The organism is Zobellia nedashkovskayae (assembly GCF_015330125.1).
In the GTDB taxonomy this organism is placed as follows: Bacteria; Bacteroidota; Bacteroidia; order Flavobacteriales; family Flavobacteriaceae; genus Zobellia; species Zobellia nedashkovskayae.
Window position 1 is genome coordinate 298,821 of sequence record NZ_JADDXR010000002.1, and the last position, 22,336, is coordinate 321,156.

17 protein-coding genes and 2 tRNA genes are annotated in these 22,336 nt (G+C 37.1%); 7 read left to right on the forward strand and 12 right to left on the reverse strand.

Annotated features, from left to right (window positions below):
- Positions 1–110: 110 nt before the first annotated feature.
- Positions 111–611, forward strand: a complete 501-nt coding sequence (locus IWB64_RS01265) for a metallophosphoesterase family protein (protein ID WP_194532311.1) — start codon at positions 111–113, stop codon at positions 609–611.
- 60 nt (positions 612–671) lie between these two features.
- Here the strand turns inward: IWB64_RS01265 and IWB64_RS01270 are convergent, their stop codons facing one another.
- From IWB64_RS01270 to IWB64_RS01290, 5 genes are all read right to left on the reverse strand, one after another.
- On the reverse strand, positions 672–1,514 hold the full coding sequence (locus IWB64_RS01270) for a T9SS type A sorting domain-containing protein (RefSeq protein WP_226975966.1): 843 nt from the start codon (positions 1,512–1,514) through the stop codon (positions 672–674).
- A gap of 295 nt (positions 1,515–1,809) precedes the next feature.
- Positions 1,810–4,200: a T9SS type A sorting domain-containing protein gene (locus tag IWB64_RS01275; protein WP_194532313.1), complete on the reverse strand. Its 2,391-nt coding sequence runs from the start codon at positions 4,198–4,200 to the stop codon at positions 1,810–1,812.
- 580 nt (positions 4,201–4,780) lie between these two features.
- Positions 4,781–5,641: a hypothetical protein gene (locus tag IWB64_RS01280; protein ID WP_194532314.1), complete on the reverse strand. Its 861-nt coding sequence runs from the start codon at positions 5,639–5,641 to the stop codon at positions 4,781–4,783.
- Between the two features lie 128 nt (positions 5,642–5,769).
- On the reverse strand, positions 5,770–6,261 hold the full coding sequence (locus IWB64_RS01285) for a DM13 domain-containing protein (protein ID WP_194532315.1): 492 nt from the start codon (positions 6,259–6,261) through the stop codon (positions 5,770–5,772).
- A gap of 265 nt (positions 6,262–6,526) precedes the next feature.
- Entirely contained in the window at positions 6,527–6,937 is a 411-nt protein-coding gene (locus IWB64_RS01290) for a DUF4293 domain-containing protein (protein WP_194532316.1), read from the reverse strand.
- Between the two features lie 193 nt (positions 6,938–7,130).
- Here IWB64_RS01290 and rho point away from each other — a divergent pair, with 193 nt between their 5' ends.
- A complete protein-coding gene (gene rho, locus IWB64_RS01295; protein ID WP_194532317.1) occupies positions 7,131–8,741 on the forward strand; it encodes a transcription termination factor Rho in 1,611 nt (536 codons plus the stop codon).
- 274 nt (positions 8,742–9,015) lie between these two features.
- Positions 9,016–9,768 carry a hypothetical protein gene (locus IWB64_RS01300; RefSeq protein WP_194532318.1) on the forward strand — a complete coding sequence of 251 codons (753 nt, stop codon included), beginning with the start codon at positions 9,016–9,018 and terminating at the stop codon, positions 9,766–9,768.
- A 794-nt stretch (positions 9,769–10,562) separates the two neighbouring features.
- Here IWB64_RS01300 and rpsT read toward each other — a convergent pair.
- The 4 genes from rpsT to proS form a co-directional block, all read right to left on the reverse strand.
- Positions 10,563–10,814 carry a 30S ribosomal protein S20 gene (gene rpsT, locus IWB64_RS01305; RefSeq protein ID WP_155594491.1) on the reverse strand — a complete coding sequence of 84 codons (252 nt, stop codon included), beginning with the start codon at positions 10,812–10,814 and terminating at the stop codon, positions 10,563–10,565.
- 62 nt (positions 10,815–10,876) lie between these two features.
- Positions 10,877–10,948: transfer RNA gene (locus IWB64_RS01310), tRNA-Glu, on the reverse strand.
- Positions 10,949–11,032: 84 nt separating this feature from the next.
- Positions 11,033–11,104, reverse strand: a tRNA-Glu gene (locus IWB64_RS01315).
- Positions 11,105–11,173: 69 nt separating this feature from the next.
- Positions 11,174–12,652: a proline--tRNA ligase gene (proS, locus tag IWB64_RS01320; RefSeq protein WP_194532319.1), complete on the reverse strand. Its 1,479-nt coding sequence runs from the start codon at positions 12,650–12,652 to the stop codon at positions 11,174–11,176.
- 95 nt (positions 12,653–12,747) lie between these two features.
- Here proS and IWB64_RS01325 point away from each other — a divergent pair, with 95 nt between their 5' ends.
- Together IWB64_RS01325 and IWB64_RS01330 are read left to right on the forward strand one after the other, a co-directional pair.
- The gene (locus IWB64_RS01325) at positions 12,748–13,995 is read left to right on the forward strand and encodes a hypothetical protein (RefSeq protein ID WP_194532320.1); all 1,248 of its coding nucleotides are present in this window, start codon (positions 12,748–12,750) and stop codon (positions 13,993–13,995) included.
- A gap of 39 nt (positions 13,996–14,034) precedes the next feature.
- Entirely contained in the window at positions 14,035–15,546 is a 1,512-nt protein-coding gene (locus IWB64_RS01330) for an OmpP1/FadL family transporter (RefSeq protein ID WP_194532321.1), read from the forward strand.
- A 50-nt stretch (positions 15,547–15,596) separates the two neighbouring features.
- Here the strand turns inward: IWB64_RS01330 and IWB64_RS01335 are convergent, their stop codons facing one another.
- Positions 15,597–17,021, reverse strand: a complete 1,425-nt coding sequence (locus IWB64_RS01335; RefSeq protein ID WP_194532322.1) for a T9SS type B sorting domain-containing protein — start codon at positions 17,019–17,021, stop codon at positions 15,597–15,599.
- 119 nt (positions 17,022–17,140) lie between these two features.
- On the reverse strand, positions 17,141–18,943 hold the full coding sequence (locus IWB64_RS01340) for a T9SS type B sorting domain-containing protein (RefSeq protein WP_194532323.1): 1,803 nt from the start codon (positions 18,941–18,943) through the stop codon (positions 17,141–17,143).
- A gap of 200 nt (positions 18,944–19,143) precedes the next feature.
- Here IWB64_RS01340 and folE point away from each other — a divergent pair, with 200 nt between their 5' ends.
- Positions 19,144–19,827: a GTP cyclohydrolase I FolE gene (folE, locus tag IWB64_RS01345; RefSeq protein ID WP_194532324.1), complete on the forward strand. Its 684-nt coding sequence runs from the start codon at positions 19,144–19,146 to the stop codon at positions 19,825–19,827.
- A 12-nt stretch (positions 19,828–19,839) separates the two neighbouring features.
- Positions 19,840–21,318 (forward strand): cysteine--tRNA ligase, encoded by a 1,479-nt coding sequence (cysS, locus tag IWB64_RS01350; RefSeq protein ID WP_194532325.1) that lies wholly within the window; start codon positions 19,840–19,842, stop codon positions 21,316–21,318.
- Between the two features lie 2 nt (positions 21,319–21,320).
- Here cysS and IWB64_RS01355 read toward each other — a convergent pair whose 3' ends face one another.
- Complete coding sequence (locus IWB64_RS01355) at positions 21,321–22,244, reverse strand: AraC family transcriptional regulator (protein WP_226975777.1); 924 nt, start codon at positions 22,242–22,244, stop codon at positions 21,321–21,323.
- Positions 22,245–22,336: the final 92 nt, after the last annotated feature.

Below are 22,336 nucleotides of genomic sequence, written 5' to 3' on the forward strand. Positions count from 1 at the left end.
AAACCTTTAATTTTGTGAACCTCAAAGATACTTCTCTTTGATTAAACAGAAGAAGGCTCTCAAAACTATTGATAAGGCCAAGTCTAATCACATAACTTTTAGTTCAGTACATGACCAAAATTCTATTGCTTTCTGATACCCATTCCCATATGGACGATGCCATTTTAAAATATGCCCGTCAAGCGGATGAAATATGGCACGCTGGTGACATAGGAACTTTAGAAGTAACCGACACTTTGCAAAAAATTAAGCCATTAAGAGCGGTTCATGGAAATATTGATGATCACGTAATTCAAAAAGAATTTCCTCTCAACAACCGTTTTTTCTGCGAAGGTGTAGAAGTTTTCATGACTCATATTGGCGGATACCCTCCAAAATATAATATAAGAACACGTGATATCATAAAGGCTAACCCTCCAAAATTATTTATCTCTGGACATTCTCATATTCTTAAAGTAATGATGGATAAAAAATTGGGTGTGCTGCATATGAACCCTGGTGCTTGTGGCAAACACGGTTTTCATCAAATACGAACAATGCTCCGCTTTACCATAGACGGAAAAGACATAAAAGACCTAGAAGTTATAGAACTAGGGAAGCGTGGTGCTTAAATAAAAAAACCTGCACTATACAAAATAGTGCAGGTTTCCAACTCTAAGGTTTCGAGGGTATTAATTCTTGATTAATTTTATGGCTTTCTCACCTTCAGAAGTATTGATGCGCAAAATATAAATTCCTGCATCTAGATCACTGGTATCCACTACATCATTATAATTCCCAGGTCTATGGCTTTCTTTACTTTTTAAAGTTTTAATTTTTCTGCCATTGAGTGCATATAAATCTACAGTTACATCATCATAGTCCTCAACACTGTATTCATACTCGAATGAATTGACGAATGGGTTTGGAGAGACTGTAAAATCATTGAATGTCTGATTGTCCGTATCATTAAGTTCGTTAGGTAGCTTTGCCTTTAAAGCACTACCTGCCCCAGACACTGTAATATCCGACTTGGTAGACGTTGCTAATTTGTTTTTCCAATCATCGTCAAACATCTGAATATTCCATTTGTAATCAGTTCTTGAAGCTAGGTTTAATGGAATATTAAACTCAACGGAAATTTGCCCTGAATTATTATTACTAGACTGTGTGTCTTGAAGTAATATTTTACCTTCTTTAGATAATAACCTTGTTTGTATATGTACTCCGTCATTTTCTGTTTTGTTGAAATTATAAGATACCCGAGCAATTTTCCCAGCAATGATTCTACTAGGTGGCGAAAAATCAGAAAATGAATTGTTCGCCGGCGGACCTATTAGTGTCATAACCGTAACCGTTTCCTCATAATAGTTTTCAGCAAGTTTTTTTGTCCAATTGCTATTGTACATTTGAACATGCCACTTATAAACACCTCCCAGAGGAAGATTTGGTATATCAAATTCAAATACCTGATGACCTGGCCTGGCATATTCTCCTTCTGTAATTTCTTTTATAACCCTACCAGAAGTAGTCATCAATCTTGCTTGTATATGTACTTCACCAGAACCTTCTTGTGTATATCTTACGGGGAAAGCACTTTTAAAACCAGAAAATATATAAGTGGGCGCATTATAAATTTCTATCTAGTTTTGGGCATTACCTGCTAAAGAGAAGAGCAATGCAAGAAAAGTAGTTGTAAAAAGTAGTGTAATTTTTGTTTTCATAATTTCAATATTTTATGTTTTAAAAAATTGTGTAAAATAAATACCGGAAGTAAACTTTGGATAAAGAACCCGCTCCACCCCACAATGGAACGGGAACTTTCAAAATTTAATTTTTGATTAATTTGATTGCCTCCTCGCCTTCAGAAGTGTTGATTCTTAAAATATAAATCCCGGCATCCAGGTCGCTAGTATCTACCACATCACTATAATTTCCCGGTCTATGGCTTTCCTTATTTTTTAAAGTCTCTATTTTTCTACCATTTAGAGCATATAAATCCACCGTTACCTCATCATAATTTTTTACACTGTATTCGTACTCAAATGAATTGATGAATGGATTAGGGGAAACGCTGAAATCTTTAGCTTCAACTATTGAGTCTTGTTGGACTATTTGGGTTTTAAGGGCCACTGAATTAGGGCAATCTATTTTAGGGTTACTTTCACAAGGATTCTGAATGTAATATTCTTCAAAAGTGAAACGACCTCTACTATTAGGAATGTAGGTATTCACATCAAAATCAGGGTTGCCGGGCTCGTGTTTGTAATCCCCAGACTGTCCGGTTACAGTCCACTCCATTACTTCAAGAGTCCAATCATCGGTCATGGTAGGAACAGAGATAACCTGATTACTACCTACTATCCTTCTGGTATCTGGGCCATTCTCAGCTTCTCGTTTAATAACCTCCTTAATAATTTTAGCTACGTCAATCTTTTTGGTAAAAGATTGGGTAGGGAAATTGTCTATATGATTCCGCCTCCAGTTTACCGGAACAAGATTATAAGAACATGACTCTCCTTCACCACCGGGTACCGTACGTAAAACATCATACGTGTTATATTCGTCAGACGCAGTACCGATTTTTTCAAAAGTATAAATTGTGTTATTCCCTTCCTGCGACCATTGATAAGAACGCTCATAATTACTTCTAATATCACCTGAATTATCCCAAGCATGAATAATTACATCACTTCTAACTCTTTTCCCTTCGGAATCAACACCATAAATCCAAGCGGTCATATTGATATGACATCGCCCAGTGCTTCCTTCGGTCCATCTCCCTGTAAAAGATGCCAATAAAGGTTCGGTTATATCTCCTATAAAACTAGGAAAACCGTATGCTCCGTTTGAATCTGATTGCGTACTCTTTTCAACCCTAATATCAAATTCACCATGACCATCATTACTTGATGACCCCAAACTTTGCCACTCTACCCAAAACTCTTTGCCATTTAAATTATCTTCACCATAGTGCGATTTTATTGGGCCTACCCAATTACGGTTAACCCACCAATTGGAACGATATAAAGAATTTGTAGGCGCTAAGGTGTGATCCATGCCAGAACCTTGGCCGTCGCCATTATAATGTCCTCCATTTAATTCTAGATCTCTATTGTAATACCGCATATACTCAGCAGTTCCATTTGGGGTTGTATTTTTCTCACCAAACCCATAGCCACTACCAAATTCAATATTATCTACCGTATCTTCCCCTACAAGATTCCATTGGTCTTCATTACCATTTGCTATTACCTCAAATACTTGTATAACCAACATGTTAGACTCTAAAGGCTCTCCCGTTATCTCTAGTCGAAGGGTTTCACTACTGGCTCCTTGAGTAAATTCCTGTAAAACCTTTCCTATCTTAACCCATTGTCCATCTGCATCTACATTCTTATTGGTAATGTATGCCTGAACATATCTATCCCCTAAAAAATTATATTCAAAACTTACATTATAAGTTTCTCCTTGAGCCACTTTGCTAGGCGTAGTCGTTAATGATATTAGCTCTTGCCCACTTGGCGGTAGAGTTATTTGCTCAACGGAAACCCCATCAACAATATCATTTGCCAATCCTGCCCAATCGCCAATTTTTAAAAGCTGAGCTTGCCAACTGTAGCCACTACCAGAAGAATTGGGCACATTAATATTAAATGTATGGCTTCCTGAGCCCGATTTGGTGACAAAATCCTGCGGGTTAGCCCCATTTGGATTTATTAAACGCACCAATACATAGGCCGATGGTTCATTTGTAGAAAAATCTACAGTAACAGTGGCAGGTTCTCCTGCGACCAATGTGGTTGGTGCGTCTGTAAATTTAATTGAATTCGCTCCTGGACTTGGTGGTTCCGTACTTTCTACACTAACACCATCAATAAATTCGTTGGCGAGACCTCCCCAATCAGCAGTTTTCAAAAGTTGAGCTTGCCAGCGGTAACCACTGCCAGGTGAATCTGGTATTTTGATACTAAACTTATGGCTTCCCGAACCAGATTTGGTAACAAAATCTTGTGGGTTTTCTCCATTAGGATTAATAAGACGCAAGAGAATGTAAGCAGATGGTTCATTCATTGCATAGGCCACAGTAACATCTACCGTTTCTCCAGCTTCAACGGAAGATGGAGGATCTATAATCTTAATACTGTTTTGTGCCAATAGCACATTAGAAAAGCATATCGTAAAAAATACGATAGACAGAAAAGTAATTTTTGTTCTCATAACTTCAAAATTTAGGGATATTCAATTGCGCATCCGATTATCGGACGTGCTTTAAACCTGAAGCTATTTGCAATGTATTTGAAAGGGGGTTGGTCGTGAACTAAAGTTGGGTATTTAAAAAAACAGACTTTAGCCAGACAAGAAAATTGGGGGAAATTTCATTATTCCAGTTTTAGGTTAAAAAAAATCTATACGAACGCTACATAAAGCATCTATGAAAAATTCAAAGGTGCCCACTGATGAGTTATTAGAGTACTAAAATTGGTTTGGAAATAATGGTCGCCTATGTACAGTAATTTTGTACTATAAGGCAATCAAATGTAGTTAAATATAGTTGCGAAAAATCATATTCATATAAAAATACTGGTTTTCCAGTAGTTTTTAAACTACAAACAGAAAGAGGAAAAATCTACGAAAACAAAAAGTTCCGTAATAGTTCCATTTTTTATAAATAAGGATTTTAGAGATTTTAAGAAACAAAAAACCCGGTATCCAACCCGGGTTAAAATAGCTAATACAATAAAATACCTTTTTTTTTATAAAACAACATTAACTAGAATGGTAATCTATATTTTCTTAATTAGTATTCAAAAGACAACCCTAATGAAAAGGTTCCTCCGTCATAAATATTCTTGCGCTCCACCAAAAAACCTGCATAGTCCGAATAGTTGGCCACCAAGTTTAAATGGTTGTTTAGCTTGTACATAGATGTAATTCCAAAGTTTGTAAAGGTAGTTCCCTCGCCATATAAAAAAGAGCCACTTTGATTATTGATTTCAGAAGATAGTTTTTCTTGAATTTTCAACTTCCCTATCAAATACAGTTTATCAAAGAATAAGTGGCCTACCTCTGCCCCAACCTGAAGTTGATTGCTAAAAGATTCTGTTCTAAAATTGATACTTGTAAATGCGGATGCATAGGTCTTTCCATTAGCAAAACCATGAGATGCAGCTAAGGTGGTCCACACATTAAACTCACCATCTGACAAAGGCAAGTTAATCTCGTTAATCTGCCCGAAATCATCAGGACTATTAGATTTTGCAAAGTTCTCTCCATCGTTACTAGGTATGTCTAATGCAACTTGTAAAGACAACGGGAAATTTTTTAATAATTTATACTTTACAGCTAGTTGAATATTACCGACACCCCCTACAGTTTCTGTTGTACTAAAACTATTTAACCTTACCAACGGAACATCTACTATAGCCGTAAGCCTGTTAGAAATACCATATTCACCGTACAATAAAAGTCCGCTACTATTAAATGTACTGCCCTGATCGGCTAATCTACCCTCGGTTGTATAGTAATTATTAGAAGAAAAATATGATGCTGTGGCCTGAACGTAGAACCCTTTTGCTTCTCTAGTCCATCCACTTTGGGCCTGTAAATAAGTAGCACAAAATGTAAGCATTAAGAGAATGATATATTTATTTTGTTTCATAATTCTGTTAGATTATAAGTAGATATTTTAGTCCCGAAGAACAGATACCTAAAAAAAAGAAAAAGCCTTTGGGAGACATAGAAAAACAGAATCATGTGTCTCTATTCCCAAAGGCCATAAAATCCTTATTAATTCAATGCTACATTTCCGAATGGAATGTTAGCCGTAGCACACCATAAGATGATGTGTGTATATTTTGCATCTGGCGTTGCATCTAATTTAATATACATCTCGCCATTACCTTGAACGTTACCGATCAACATTAAATCTGGATTTCCGTTTGCCGGATCTGCCGTAAACGTTTCTGAAGTAGACAAAAATATACCTACGGTACCCGTACCTAACTCAGTAGTAAAATCATCTGCAAAGTGAACGAAATTTGTATCGCCTGTGTCTATTCCTAACTCTACCAGACCTTGTGTAGGCGTACCGCTTTCTGCCGTTAAGTTTCCACTCGCAGCAACTGCCAAGTCTCCTACTGGCAAAGAAGAATCTACTTCAATAGTTTCCGTTTCGGTAACTGTTACCGTTTCTATTTCCGTGTCATCATCGGAACAACTTACTACAAATGTTGTCATGGCCAAAGCTAAAAGTGCAATAGAAAAGTTTCTGTTTTTCATAATCGTAAAATTTAAATTGTTTATCATTTTTAAAACAGTTCTGCAATCGACTATCGATAGCTTTGCTGTTTCTTGGGACAAACATAGAAAGGTGGTATCACGAAGTATTCAAGGAAGTATAAAGAGTCTATCACAGGAACCTTATATAACGGGACACTTCTGTGATAAATTCAGAAAAAAGAAGATTTTTACATTAAAAAAAGAGCACAAAAAAACCCGGTAACTACTCCGGGTTTTACGCACTAATACTACTAAGATGTAAGGTTTATCGTAGACGATCCACAGATTTTACAAGATCCTCATCCTTCTTTATGGCCCTATTTGCAAGAACCAAGAAAACGATAGAAATGATAGGAATCAGCATCCCAATACCCTTCTCCGAGACCGAAATCTCTCCGGATAAATTTTGCGACCGGTAAACGAAAAATCCTAGTAAAAAAATATTTAATATCATGTTCAATCTGTTTAACACAAATTGATTTTTTCTATTTTTAAATAATACTATAGTAACTATAGCAAGTACAGCAGATATGTAAAAAGCTCCTGATATGAAAACGTCATTTCTGGCAAATATTTCATTTCCTTCTACATCTGACCAAAGGTTTATCCAGAATGGCAATATCCCAGCAATAAGGGCTACTATCAACAAATAAATAGTTTGTATTCTTTGAATCATTATCTAAACATCATTGTGCGCGACAAAAATACACGTCTTTTTGAAAAAAAGCAGTGTCGAAAGCAAAATAATTCGTAATATTGTGAGATTATTAGTTATTATCTTACCTATCGGGAAATCTTTCCCTCGTAATACTCAGATAACAATTCACTTCTTATCAATCTCAAGAGACGTATAATTTATATCATACTTAATGTTTGAAATTTCAGATTTAAAAGCAAAAAAACTGCCTGAATTGCAGGAAATTGCCAAAGGCCTTAATGTGCCAAAGTTCAAAACCCTAAAAAAACTGGACCTTGTTTATCAAATCTTGGATGTACAAGCAGCCAACCCCAAAGTTGTGGCAGAAGTAACCGCGCCAAAAACAACAGAAGAAAAACCGAAGCTAAAACCGAAACCAAGACCTCGTAAGCCAAGAACGGTAATCGAAGAAAAGAAGCCTGAAGTTAAGACTGTGGTTACTCCCGAAAAATCGGCAAACAAGGAACAAGCTGCACCGGCCCAACCAACGGAAATAAAAAAACCGCGCCCAAGACCTGTTAAGAGAGAACCAAAAGGTAATCCTCAACACAAAAACCAGAATACTTCCAACGGGAACAACAAAAATCAGCGTAATCAAAAGCCTACCTACGACAAAAGTAATTTTGACAAGGATTTAAAAAACCGCTACAAGGAACCTGAATTTGAATTTGACAGTATTATAGAAAGTGAAGGCGTTCTTGATATTATGCAAGACGGTTATGGCTTTTTACGTTCTTCTGACTACAACTATCTTTCATCTCCCGATGATATTTATGTATCACAATCCCAGATTAGATTATTTGGATTAAAGACTGGAGATACTGTTTTAGGAAACGTAAGACCACCAAAAGAAGGAGAGAAATATTTCCCTCTTATTAAGGTGAACAAAATAAACGGAATTGACCCTCAAATCGTTCGTGACCGTGTCTCTTTTGAACACCTAACACCTTTGTTCCCAGACGAAAAGTTTAATTTAGCTGAAAGACAAGGAAATATTTCTACAAGAATTATAGATTTATTTTCGCCTATTGGTAAAGGACAAAGGGGTATGATCGTTTCCCAACCTAAGACAGGTAAAACAATGCTATTGAAAGATATTGCAAATGGCATTGCAGCTAATCATCCTGAAGTTTATCAAATTATACTTTTAATAGATGAACGCCCGGAAGAGGTTACCGATATGCAACGTAACGTTCAAGGTGAAGTAATTGCTTCTACTTTTGATAAAGAACCTTCTGAACATGTTCGTGTAGCAAATATCGTATTAGAAAAAGCAAAAAGATTAGTAGAATGTGGTCATGACGTTGTTATTTTATTAGACTCCATCACCCGTTTGGCAAGAGCATACAACACGGTACAACCAGCTTCTGGTAAAGTATTAAGTGGTGGTGTAGACGCCAATGCATTAAATAAACCAAAACGTTTCTTTGGAGCTGCTCGTAATATAGAAGGCGGTGGATCTCTTTCTATTATAGCTACTGCACTTACTGAAACTGGCTCTAAAATGGATGAAGTTATCTTTGAAGAGTTTAAAGGTACAGGTAACATGGAACTACAGTTGGATCGTAAAATCTCTAACAGAAGAATATTCCCAGCCATTGATCTTACTTCATCTAGTACACGTAGGGATGATTTATTATTGGACAAGGACACTATACAACGTATGTGGATCTTAAGAAAATACTTGGCAGATATGAATCCTGTTGAAGCTATGGAGTTCATTGAACAACGTATTAAGCAGACTAAGAATAATGATGAATTCTTGCTTACCATGAATCAATAACGGTTTATTGATATACTGAAATATCAAACAATAGAATCCCGAATTCCTAATTATAAAATGGAATTCGGGATTTTTTTATGGATATAATCCTTCTACTCATTCTCAGAAAAAATATAAAACTCTCTCTTTTTCACGGCGGTAGTAGTTCAAAGATTACGGAATTATACCAATAGCATCTTAATTATCCGTTTTTTCGGATATCTTTATAGCGCAAAAATTTTTCTTCCCCCGAATTTTGCATGTATAACGAAGTAGAACTTTAAAAACTTATGTCATGAAAAATTCGCTGAAATTTGTGCAGCAATGCACTACTGTATTCCTTTTTTTGATTTTAGCCGCATGCGGCGATAATACACAAAAACCTTGTCCTGAATGCCCTCCCGAAACCGTTGCTGACAAAAATTACGACAATGGTATCATCATGCCCGAAAAGGCCCACAAACTCTTCGTTAACTATAAAGATAGACGAGCACATCTCATTCAGCAGTATGAAGATTCTATAGACGGAAGAGCCAAAGATCCTAAACAGCAATACGAACAGAAATCCCGTAGTACTGAAAGTGATTATAAAAACGATGTAGATAGAGAAAAATTTAAAGTGGCCCAGTATGTATCTTACGAATACGAAGACCTAAAAAAATACTTGGCTTATATTGAAAATGAAGCCAAATTATCAGGTGAAAAATTGACTACACTACGGTTTTACTTTGCCAATTACGCAAACGAAAAGAAGTTTGACAATGATTCCCTTGTAAAACACCCTAGACAGAATACGATTATGATGTCACCTACGGTAAACAAGGATGGAGCAGACCATATATTCTACACCGATGATGCCGCAGATGGTAAGCGCAGAATTGTTCTGCTAGATGACAACTTTAATCCTAGAAAAGCTCAAGAAGAAAACCAAGCATCTCCGAACACCAAAAACGAAGCTTCTTTTTTACCTGGGTTTTTCTCTTTTTCTAATGCTCCTTTTTACGCACCAAGAAGTACAACTAAAAATGAAGGAAGTTCAAACCCATAATCATTGCTAACAGAATAGATATACTTTGGAGAACATAGATTATTTTCTACAAAACTCGTATATGCCCATTTATGGAGTAACGTTGCTTTTGTCTTTATATAAGTATCCTAGGTACTTTGACTCAAAACTCAAGTATCTACCTATTCTATTCTTTTACACTTTATTAAATGAATTTCTAGGTTATTTAATAAATAACTATGAAGAGTTCAGTTTAATTTCGGCAGACACCTACCACAATTATAATTGGTTGATATACAATATTTATATGTTGATATTCTACCTGTATTTCTATTATATATTCAGGTTTTATATTGAAAATTTAAAACATAAACAACATATAGTATTCGGAGCCATTTTCTTTTTAGCAGTCTGCTTGGTAAATGCTTTCATTGATGACTTTAGCAAATTACCACAGGTATATTCTTATGTAACTGGTGGTCTAATTCTAATTTATTGTTCTGTTTTATATTTGAAAAAGTTCTTCGCTATAGATAAAATTTTTACGACGAAAGAAAATCTTCTATTCTGGTTAAGTACTGGATTAGTAGTTTTTTACGTAGGCTATCTTCCAATAAAGGTAATACGTTACATTCATACTATTCATGAAACACCAACCCCTCCAATAGTTAAAAGAATTCAGTTTACCTTAATAATAGTAAGCTACCTATGCTTTATTATTGGCTTTTTACGAATGAGGAGAAGGTTACCAGAATAAAGCTATGCCACTCTTTTGTAGGCACAAAAAAAGCCCTGATATAAATTATATCAGGGCTTTTTTATAAATTATATAAATCTTACAATGCAGCTACGTGCTTTGCTAATTTACTTTTTAAGTTGGCAGCTTTATTATTATGAATAATATTACGCTTAGCCAATCTATCGATCATGCTAACAATGCTAGGCAATAAAGCTTCAGCATCTTTTTTACTTTCTTCGCTACGCAATTTCTTAATAGCGTTACGAGTAGTTTTGTGTTGATAGCGGTTACGTAAACGTACTGCTTCGTTTCTTCTGATTCTTTTTAATGCTGACTTGTGATTTGCCATCTTTTTCTAACTTGTTAATTTTTTTAAAAATTCCTTTTCGCCAATGCTCATCGAACCTTTTGTAGTCCGTAGGGGAATCGAACCCCTGTTACCAGGATGAAAACCTGGCGTCCTAACCCCTAGACGAACGGACCAATAAATACACTCTAAGTACGACACTAAACTTAAGACTTCGCGAATTCTACGTGAGAACTCATCTACCGTTCAATTGTACTTTGTAGTCCGTAGGGGAATCGAACCCCTGTTACCAGGATGAAAACCTGGCGTCCTAACCCCTAGACGAACGGACCATACTTTGCGCAATTGCGGATGCAAAAATACAATTATTTTTTACTAACACAATAGTTAGCATATATTTTTTAATAAGCTTTTGCAAAAAGTACTCTTTTTGGTGATATTTTTCCGGTCACCATACACTTCCCCTCTTTGTTTTCGGTAGCTAAGGGAATACAGCGGATAGTTGCCTTAGTTTCATTTTTTATTTTTTCCTCAGTTTCGTTAGTTCCATCCCAATGAGCAGAAATAAACCCACCTTTTTCTTCTAAAACTTTCTTAAACTCCTCGTACGTATCTACTTCGGTAATATTATCCGCTCTAAAAGCATGTGCCTTTTGATAAATGTTCTTTTGAATATCTTCCAACAGAAATTCAATTTTAGCTACCACCTCATCCATAGGAACGGTCTCTTTGGCCAAAGTATCTCTACGAGCAACTTCATACGTACCATTTTCCAAATCACGCTGACCGATAGCCAAACGAACAGGAACACCTTTTAATTCATATTCATTGAATTTGAAACCAGGCTTATGAGTATCCCTATTATCAAATTTTACTGAAATACCTTTAGCTTTCAATTCTTTCACCAATGGGCCAACCTTTTCAGAAATAGCATCTAATTGTTCTACTCCCTTATAAATAGGTACAATAACCACTTGTATCGGTGCCAATTTTGGAGGCAGCACTAAACCATTATCATCACTATGGCTCATTATAAGTGCACCTACCAACCTTGTAGATACACCCCAAGATGTAGCCCAAACGTACTCTTGTTTTCCTTCTTTGGTAGCAAACTTAACATCGAACGCTTTGGCAAAGTTCTGTCCTAAAAAATGAGAAGTACCCGCTTGTAATGCTTTACCATCTTGCATTAACGCTTCAATACAATAGGTTTCTATTGCACCGGCAAAACGCTCACTTTCTGTCTTTACCCCCTGTATTACAGGCATAGCCATAAACTCTTCTGCAAACTGAGCATAGACCCCGTTCATTTTTTTAGCCTCTTCTATTGCTTCAGCCTCAGTAGCATGAGCCGTATGCCCTTCTTGCCATAAAAACTCTGCGGTTCTAAGAAACAAACGTGTACGCATTTCCCAACGAACTACATTGGCCCATTGATTGATCAATAAAGGTAAATCTCTATAGGATTGTACCCAACCTTTAAAAGTATTCCATATAATAGCTTCACTGGTTGGGCGCACAACTAGTTCTTCTTCTAATTTAGCGTTTGGATCAACTCTTAATTTACCAGGTTTGTCCGGATCATTTTGAAGCCTATAATGAGTAACTACCGCACACTCTTTTGCAAAACCTTCGGCATTTTTTTCTTCGGCTTCAAATAAACTTTTGGGCACAAATAATGGAAAATAAGCATTTTCATGCCCTGTCTCCTTAAACATCCTATCTAGCTCTGCCTGCATTTTTTCCCAGATAGCAAAACCGTATGGTTTAATTACCATACAACCTCTTACAGCTGAATTTTCGGCCATGTCGGCTTTTACCACGAGTTCGTTATACCATTTGGAATAATCCTCGCTGCGTTTTGTCAAATTCTTACCCATTATATTTAGTTTGGCACAAAACTTGTGCTTATGTTAGCAAAATAATTGGGTAAAACTACTTATTTTTACTATGTTCAACAATAAAAATTGCACCCATGATACATTTACCATCCCACAGTAAAATTCGTCTCATTGCTCTTTGCACCCTAACTGGCATTGTTGCAGTGTCTTGCGGCTCGTACCAATCAACCTCATATTATGATAATGACGGTATTTATTCCAGTGACAATCAAGTTAGTGTAGAGCGCCAAACAAGGCCGCAACAGACTAGGCAGCAAGCTCAGGCTAATGATGAACCTTATTCTGACTATTTCGGACAACAAGCTGACCAATATGACCAGGCTCTTGATGGTGAAATTTTCACTGATGTAGATTCTTATTCAAGCGGAACGGCTCAGGATAGTATTTCTGGTGGAGAACTGACCGATTATTATAATAATGACAATGACTATGCCGGTTACGCAGGATGGGGTGATAATGCAACCAGTGTAGAAATTAATGTTTACGATAACGGATGGAACGGTTACGGTGGTTTTGCCTGGAGCTCTCCATGGTTATTTAATTCTTATGGATGGGGCGGCTACGGATATGGTGGTTTCTACAATCCGTGGAGAAACCGATATCGTCCTTGGGGATGGGGTGGCTTTGGTTACGGATACGGATATGGCGGCTACAGCGGTTTTGGCTGGGGTGGTTACGGAACATGGTGCCCTCCTTACGGCTATTACAATGGATATAACAATTACTCGTACAGAAACCGAAGTTATGCTTACAACCGCACTAGAAGAGGTTATAATACAAACACCAATGCTATTTCAGGAAACAATTCTAGATACACATCTAGATCAAATGTTAATAGAAGTAGTAGATCTACACCAAGGTACTCTGCTACCAGATCAAGATCTAATGCAAACGGAAGTACAACTGCACGTAGCTCTAATGCCAACCGTTCTTCGGCATCAAGAAGAACTGTAGGTGTTGATAGAAATAGCTCATATAGAACAAGTAGAAGTACAAGATCTACACCAACATACAATAGCTCCTCTAGGACTAGTACATCTAGAAGCTCGTCTACACCACGAAGTTCTACCTATAGAAGTTCTGGAACAAGAACTAGCAATAGTGGTACTTATAGAAGCACAACACCTAGAACAAGTACCTCTAGATCATCTGGAACAAGTAGAAGTAGCTCTAGTGGCGGTACTTACAGAAGTTCAGGAAGCTCCTCAAGAAGCTCGGGAACTTACAGAAGCTCGGGTAGTTCAAGCAGATCTTCTTCAGGTTCAAGCTCTAGATCATCTGGATCAAGCTCAAGATCGTCATCGTCAAGTCGTAGAAACTAAGTCCAAAATCATAAGTAACTTACTTTAAAATTGCTAGGAATGAGAAAATATATAACATTCATAGGATTGTTTGCATGTGCTATTGCAAGCGCTCAAAATATAAATGACGTATTACGCTACAGCACAGAGAACTTACAAGGCTCTGCACGTTTTCAGGCTATGGGCGGAGCATTTGGGTCTTTAGGTGGTGATTTATCCGCTTTGAACATTAACCCCGCAGGTAGTGCTGTTTTTAATAGCGGCATGTTCTCCATATCGGGAACTAACTATAATAGAAATACGGATTCCGATTATAACGGTACATTAAGCAACTCTACCAATAATAATTTTGATATTAACCAGGTTGGTGGTGCATTTGTTTTCAAATCTACCAATCCTGATAGCAAATGGAGAAAATTCTCTTTAGCCCTTAACTACGATGTTGTTCAAAATTATGATGATCGCCTAATAACAAAAGGATCAAGCAGTGAAGGAATTGACAACTATTTCCTAGACTATGCAGATGGCATACCTTTGCAACCTTTAAAATTACAAGGAAACGAAAGAATTGGTGATGCTTATTTAGATATAGGCGCAACTAACGGTTTAGGTTTTTCTGGCCAGCAGGCCTTCTTAGGCTTTCAAGCTGGAATTATTGAGCCCACTTTAGACGAAGATGACAACAGTAGTTATTTTTCAAATGCCAATTACAACGATGTAAACCAAGATTTCCGCCAGTACATTTCTGGTTACAATAGCAAGTTTACCATAAATGGAGCAACGCAATATGGAGATAACTTTTACTTTGGAGCTTCTTTAAACTTTCACACGATACAGTATGAGAGATTAAATAGGTACGATGAATCCTATTCTAATGAGGGAGAATCGAGGTTTGTAGCTTTTGATAACCTTTTAGAAACTGAAGGAACAGGATTTTCTATGAGCATTGGTGCTATTGCAAAGGTTAATGATGTTATTAGGTTAGGAGCCAGCTACCAATCACCAACATGGTACCGCTTAACGGATAATTTCTCTCAAGGAATAGATTCTGACTATCCTAATAAAGATAGCGATTTCAATTTTTTCGACCTGAATTACATTAACATCTTTGACTATCAGATAAAAACACCTGGAAAGGTAACAGGAAGTATTTCTGCTGTTTTTGGCAAAAGCGGACTTTTAAGTCTTGATTACGGCTACCAAGATATGTCTAAAGCAGAATTAAGACCTACCAGTGATTCTGGCTTTGCCGGTGAAAATGCATTTATTTCAGAAAGTTTAGGTGGTGTTTCTACAATTAGAGTTGGTGGTGAATACCGTATTAAAAGAGTAAGCCTAAGAGCTGGATATCGTTACGAGCAAAGCCCGTATGAAAGTGGAAATATCGTTGGAGACCTTAATGGAATATCAGGAGGTGTAGGCTATAATTTTGGTAGAAGCCGATTAGATTTAGCCATTAGCCGTACAGAACAAGATGTATTACAATACTTCTTTGATACGGGAATAAATACTCCTGCTTTATTAAACAACGTTAATACTAATGTTACCTTAGGATATACTTTGAATTTCTAGACAAAACATACATATTATATTGACTTAAAAGTCTGGCTTATGCCGGACTTTTATCTTTTTAAGGCAAAATGCGCCTTAGTTAATTTAGCTACCTCAATATTATTTTCTTGTTCGCCATACTCTAATCTAAACCAATATGTGGAAGAGGGTAATAGATTTCCGTTTAATGTTCCATCCCAATCCGTGTTGGTATTTAATTGAGCTAAGAGTTTACCGTATCGATCAAAAACAAATACTACTGGATCCGTCAAGGTTTCAATACCCTTAATATTCCAAGTATCATTGGCACCATCGTTATTAGGTGTAAAAAACTTAGGGTAACCTACCACCAAAAATTCAATAGCCTCAGTTGTTCCGCATCCGTTTTTATCATTAATTATCACCGTATTTATGCCCGGAGGTACATCGTTAAAAACAGCATCGTCTTGAAATTCACCTTCATTAATGGCGTATTCATATTCACCATCTCCATCAGCAAAAACTTCTATGTTATTCATGTCTGGGTCTAATGACAAGTTGGAATTTAGCGTTTCAACGCGATCAAGCACAGGGGTTCCGTAATACGTTATAAGAATATCATCCTCAATTATAGTTCCCTCATCTGTAGTTATCGCAACAAAATATCTGCCCGAGTTAGGACTTGCTACCGAAATCTCAGTAGCAGAAGGACCAGAACCTAAAGGTGCGTCAATTATGCCATCGTCTTCATAATCTACTGTCCAAGCAACATTAGTAAAATTTGGACCTGCTGGAGAATTCAATGCAATTAATGGAATATCTGGATCACCTTCACAAGCGGTTATATCTAATCCTAAAAATTCATCACGCAAAGTACAATCAAGGGCCGTCTTCTGATTAGCCGCCACAGAGTTTCCTGTAAACGTGAGCATAAAAGGCTCCCGCTCATCATCAAAATTAGTATTGAAATTATTGATTAGAATGTAATACAACTCTCCAGGTAGCACATCTAAGTACTCATCATAGGTATTCAAATTCTGAGTTATAGAGGGCACACCGGCTTTCCCATCTTCTGGGTTAACCCCTAACCCTGTAAACCTTGTAGTATTCACTTCATAATTACATCGTATAGGCTCAACCGCACCAGAACTAATATCAACACAACTAACGTCTGGGCCGTAAACTGCAAAATCCCATTCCGCTGTTGGCGTACCTGAACCACTTACGGGGAGCGCTTCTAAATCAAATCCAACCTGACCTTCGGTACCAGCCCTAAACACAAACCAAGAAGTGTTATTTTCAATATTAGCATTACTGACACTACCTTTTTCAAGACAGCCGGTTTCAATAATCACCTCTGGATCAAAGTCTTCTATTGCACCCGAACCATCTGCATAGCCCATAACGGGTGCATCAGCACATACGGGAATGGCCGTTCGGCAATCAGCTGAATTTTGTGCTTGAATCTCTGTGCTAAAGAAAAAAGACACACAGACAATAGATAGTAAAAAACGCATAAGTATGGGGCTAAATAGATACTATCTAATAACTCAAAGACCTTGATTTTAGTATGTTTAAACAGAAAATTCAGGCAGTTTATCGATAAAATACCCAATCAAAAAGCTTATTCTGAAAGTTAGCGCTTTAGAGAAAAGTGGTTATTAATATATTTGGCCGTCACAATTTGACCATCTGCAGTGGTATATGTTAGTTTAAACCAGTAATCGGATTCCGGTAAAAGTTTCCCGTTAAAAGAACCATCCCATTGTGAGTTCGTTGCATCTAATTGTGCCAGCAATTTTCCAAAACGATTGTAAATAGTAATTACGGGAGAATCCAATAAATCTACCCCTGTAATGCTCCATTGGTCATTAGAGTTATCACCGTTTGGAGTAAAAAACTTTGGAAAACCTATTACAACGATATCCTCTGTAACATCCCCACAACCTTTAGGATTACTAACAGATATTGTGTGCATTCCTGGTTCTACTTGATAAAACTTATGACCAGTTTGATAGGCACCATCGTCTAATCGGTATTCGTATTCTTCCAAAGCATCCGTGACTACGGTAACCGTATTGTTATTTCTAAGATCTTCAATTTCAATATCAATGATTTGCGGTGGTCTTGATGTAACCACATTCACCACTTTAGAAGCACTGCAGCTTAAACCAGATTGCGTGTTTGTAGCCGTCAGTTTGTATTCTCCGGCTACAGATACTATTATAGTAGGCGTTGTTTCACCCGAACTCCATTGATAGACATAATTAGAATTTCCATTTTCCAGACCAATAGTTATCCCAGCATTATCTTCGCACAAAAAAGCTTCTGAAGAAAAATCTAAATTCGGAGTTTCTAAATTAACTAATTGAAAATGTTGAGAAGCATCAAAACATTTTTTATTTCCAATAGAGGTAAGACGAACAAAAATAGTCTGAGAACCGGCTTGCGCCTGATATTCTTGAGGTAGGGCATTTACCCCATCAACTGCGTCGCCTATAGTAAGATGATAACTAACCAAAAACTCATTTGCATTTTGACTCCCTAAAACTTCTATATCTTTTTGAGAAAGGTCATAAACTTCCAAACCGCTGCATGAAGCATCATCAGTAACCGCATTGGCTACTGGCATGGCAGAAAAAAAGACTTGAACATCACTATTGAAATTTCCAGCAGAACGAGCAACCTCTACGCTATAATTACCAGATGTACTTACCTCATAGGTAGGACCATTTTCACCAGGCACTTGTGTAATACCGCTTCCTGAATCTACAAACCAACTATAAGATAATGCGTCCACAGTTGTAGCATCCAAAATAACCGTTTCATTTTCACATGCCGCTATTGGAGGCCCAAGAAGATTATTTATAATAGAGCAATCTAAAGCATCAAAAGGGTTGGTAACGAATATATGACCAGAGAACTGAATAGAAAATCCAGAATTATTATTGCTGAAATTATTAAGAAGTAAATAATAATCTTCTCCTGGCGTAACTTCTAACCAAGTTTCATATTGAACGTTTTCAGTATCCCCAGAAGGGTCCTCTCCTACTCCAATAAACGTATTTTCATCTTGATTATCAAAAAAGTTACATCGTACAGGCTCGCCTAAATTATTGCAATCATCAGATTTATATAGGGCAAAATCCCAATCTTCTAACGTATCAATCCCGATATTAAAACCTAATTGCCCTGAAGCTCCAGTTCTAAATCGGTACCAGGCAGAATTTGATTCTATTACCCCACTTAAAGTCTGTTCTAAACAACCACTAGTCTCGGCACTATTAAAATCATCTATACCAAATCCTGTTGTACCCCCATTTACAGGAGTATTATTACAGATGGGTATAGCACTGCTACAATCTGAAGAAACTTGTGCAGAAACAGCACTTATTCCCCAAATTAATAACACAAACCATAAGATTACAAAACGACTCATTTTACGGGCTAGAACTTATATAATATAAAAGTAGCTCCTTACTTTTGTTAACAGCAATTTATGTTGTGTATCAGGACTTATAGAACATAAAGTGCCATATTATGTATATCTTTGCAGTTCGTTTTACTTGGCACGAAGTGTAATGTATCGAAACTTTTTAAGACGAATTGGGCATTAGAAATACCAATAGATATAAGCAGATGAAAATTGATAGTACTTTGGAAAAGCAATTTGAAGATTTAGGAGACGATCACGTTTCCGCATCGGAAGATACACCCTTACGTGAAGACGCATTCGTGTTAAGCGATGACGAAAAGATTGAAAAAATACAAGATAATGTTAGAGAGATATTGCTCACTTTAGGCCTAGACCTAAATGACGATAGTCTCAAAGGAACTCCTAACAGAGTTGCTAAAATGTTCGTAAAAGAGATTTTTGGTGGGCTTAACCCAGATAAAAAACCAAAATCATCGGTTTTTAGCAATAAGTACAAATACGGCGAGATGCTTGTAGAAAAGAACATTACCCTCTATTCTACCTGCGAACATCACCTTTTACCAATAGTAGGTCGTGCACACATTGCCTACATCTCTAACGGAACTGTTGTTGGTCTTTCCAAAATGAACCGTGTGGTAGATTATTACGCTAGGAGACCACAAGTACAAGAACGTTTGAACATCCAGATTGTTAGAGAACTTCAAAAAGTTATGGGTACTGAAGATGTTGCTTGTGTAATTGACGCTAAACACCTTTGTGTAAACTCACGAGGCATACGCGACATAGAAAGCAGCACTGTAACAGCTGAATATGGCGGTAAGTTTAAAGAAGATTCCGTACGCCGCGAATTTTTAGAGTACATAAAATTAGAGACCAAATTTCAATAGCCCTAGCATAACATGCATTTGTATCAGAACCAACAGTTAAAGATTTACAATTCCCTTTCCGGTAAAAAAGAAATATTTGAACCTTTAAATGAAGGCCATATAGGCATGTACGTCTGCGGCCCTACAGTTTACAGTAATGTACACTTAGGAAACTGCCGTACTTTCATGTCTTTTGATATGATTTTTAGATATCTAAGACATCTTGGATACAAGGTGCGTTACGTACGTAATATTACAGATGCAGGTCACTTGGTTGATGATGCCGAAGATGGCGAGGATAAAATTGCAAAGAAAGCAAGGTTAGAGCAACTAGAACCTATGGAAGTCGTGCAACGCTACACCATAGATTTTCATAATATATTAGAACAGTTCAATTTTTTACCCCCAAGTATAGAGCCAACGGCTACCGGGCATATTATTGAGCAAATAGAAATTATAAAGGATATTCTTGAAAAGGGATTTGCCTACGAGGTAAACGGCTCCGTATATTTTGATGTTACCAAGTTCAACGATAGCTACGAGTATGGCAAATTGAGCGGTAGAAAATTAGAAGACATGATTGCCAACACTCGTGAATTGGCAGGTCAAGATGAGAAAAAGAGCCCACAAGATTTCGCACTTTGGAAAAAAGCCGAGCCACAGCATATAATGCGCTGGCCTTCTCCTTGGGGAGATGGTTTTCCTGGCTGGCACCTTGAGTGTACCGCAATGAGCACCAAATATTTAGGCGAGACCTTTGATATTCACGGTGGCGGCATGGACCTTAAATTTCCACATCACGAATGTGAAATAGCTCAGGCCGAAGCTTGTTATGGACATTCTCCTGTGCGGTATTGGATGCATGCCAATATGCTGACTATGAACGGCAAAAAAATGGCTAAATCTACAGGGAACAATATTCTTCCCGGTGATATTTTTACTGGTGAGAACGATATTCTAAGTAAAGCGTTTTCGCCTTCAGTGGTTCGCTTTTTCATGATGCAGGCACATTACACCAGTATTCTAGATTTAAGTAATGATGCTCTGTTAGCCTCTGAAAAAGGATTCGGTCGCTTAATGGACACGCTTTCAACCTTTGAAGCTTTAGAGACCGGAGCAAATAGTGACTTTGACGTAGAAGCATGGAAGCAGCAATGTTACGATGCCATGAATGATGATTTCAATACACCGATCCTCATTGCCAACCTTTTTGAAGCCGTTAAACATGTTAACCTAATCAAAGAAGGTAAAGAAAGTATTACTGCTGCTGATAAAGAATTACTCATGCAATCCTTAAATGCTTTTATTTTTGACATTTTAGGTCTAAAGGAAAAGGGAGGTACTACGGAAGATGCCGGAAAACTTTCTGGTGTAGTAGAACTGTTGATTCAATTACGAAAAGAGGCTCGTGAAAATAAAGATTTTGCAACCTCTGATAAAATTCGTGACCAATTGGCAGAACTTGGTATTCAACTGAAAGACGGTAAAGAAGGAACCACTTTTAGCATCTAAAATTACATCTGATTGCGAATATTCATTGCTTTAGCCTGATACTCACTTGGTGAAAGGTGCTGTCGCGCCTTAAACACCCTGTTGAAGTACGAGCGGTTTTCAAAACCACATTGTAAGTAGACATTCTTTATACTCCTTTTAGGGTCTTGCAGAAGACCTACGGCAAGTTTTATTCTTTCATTGTTAATGAACTCAATAGGAGAGATTCCTAATTCCGTTTTAAAGACCCTATGAAAGTGAGACGGGCTCAAACACGCCTTGTTACTTAACTCTACAATATTTAAAGGCTCATGAAGGTGCTCCCTTATATAACGTATTACCGTAGCCAATCTACTGTTAGAATTTAGCTGTAGCGTAGAATTTGAATAAATCTTACGTTCATTGGTCTGCAAGATTCTAATAATCAATTCCCGCAACATATTATCTACGAAGAAATCTTTGGAAGGATGGTTTTCAGAGAACAAAAACAATAAACGCTGTAAAATCTGAAAGATACCCGCATCGTTCACAAAATGGAAATTATAATCCATCAATCCCCACTCTTTATTATCGTGCTTGGGCATATTCTCGTTCATGAGTTGCATTACCTTATCTATTTTATCCTCAGAAATAGCCAATGCCAAGCAACGTGTTGGATTTTTTCTCATTGCTTCCGGAAAATCTATACACATAGTTTCGTTTGCAGGAAGTACTAAAGACTCGCCAGGCAAAAAATCAAAAGATTCATAATCCCTTAGATGCATTATTTTCTTTCCTTCTATCATGCTAGCCAATACCGGCTGGTCAAACTTTAACAATACTCGGTCTGCCTGCTGGTGTGTTTCAAACACGTGTAAAGCTGCATTATTAAGTGTGTACGAGGTTTGATTCTCCACCAATGTCTCTAACTTTCTATTTGAGAGGAATTTATTAGTCAATTCTATCATAACCAATCAAGTATCAATTTAATATGGAAATTATTAAGAAATATACAAAACAACTGTTATTAAAATGCCAATTTAACAAATAATGATAGAAT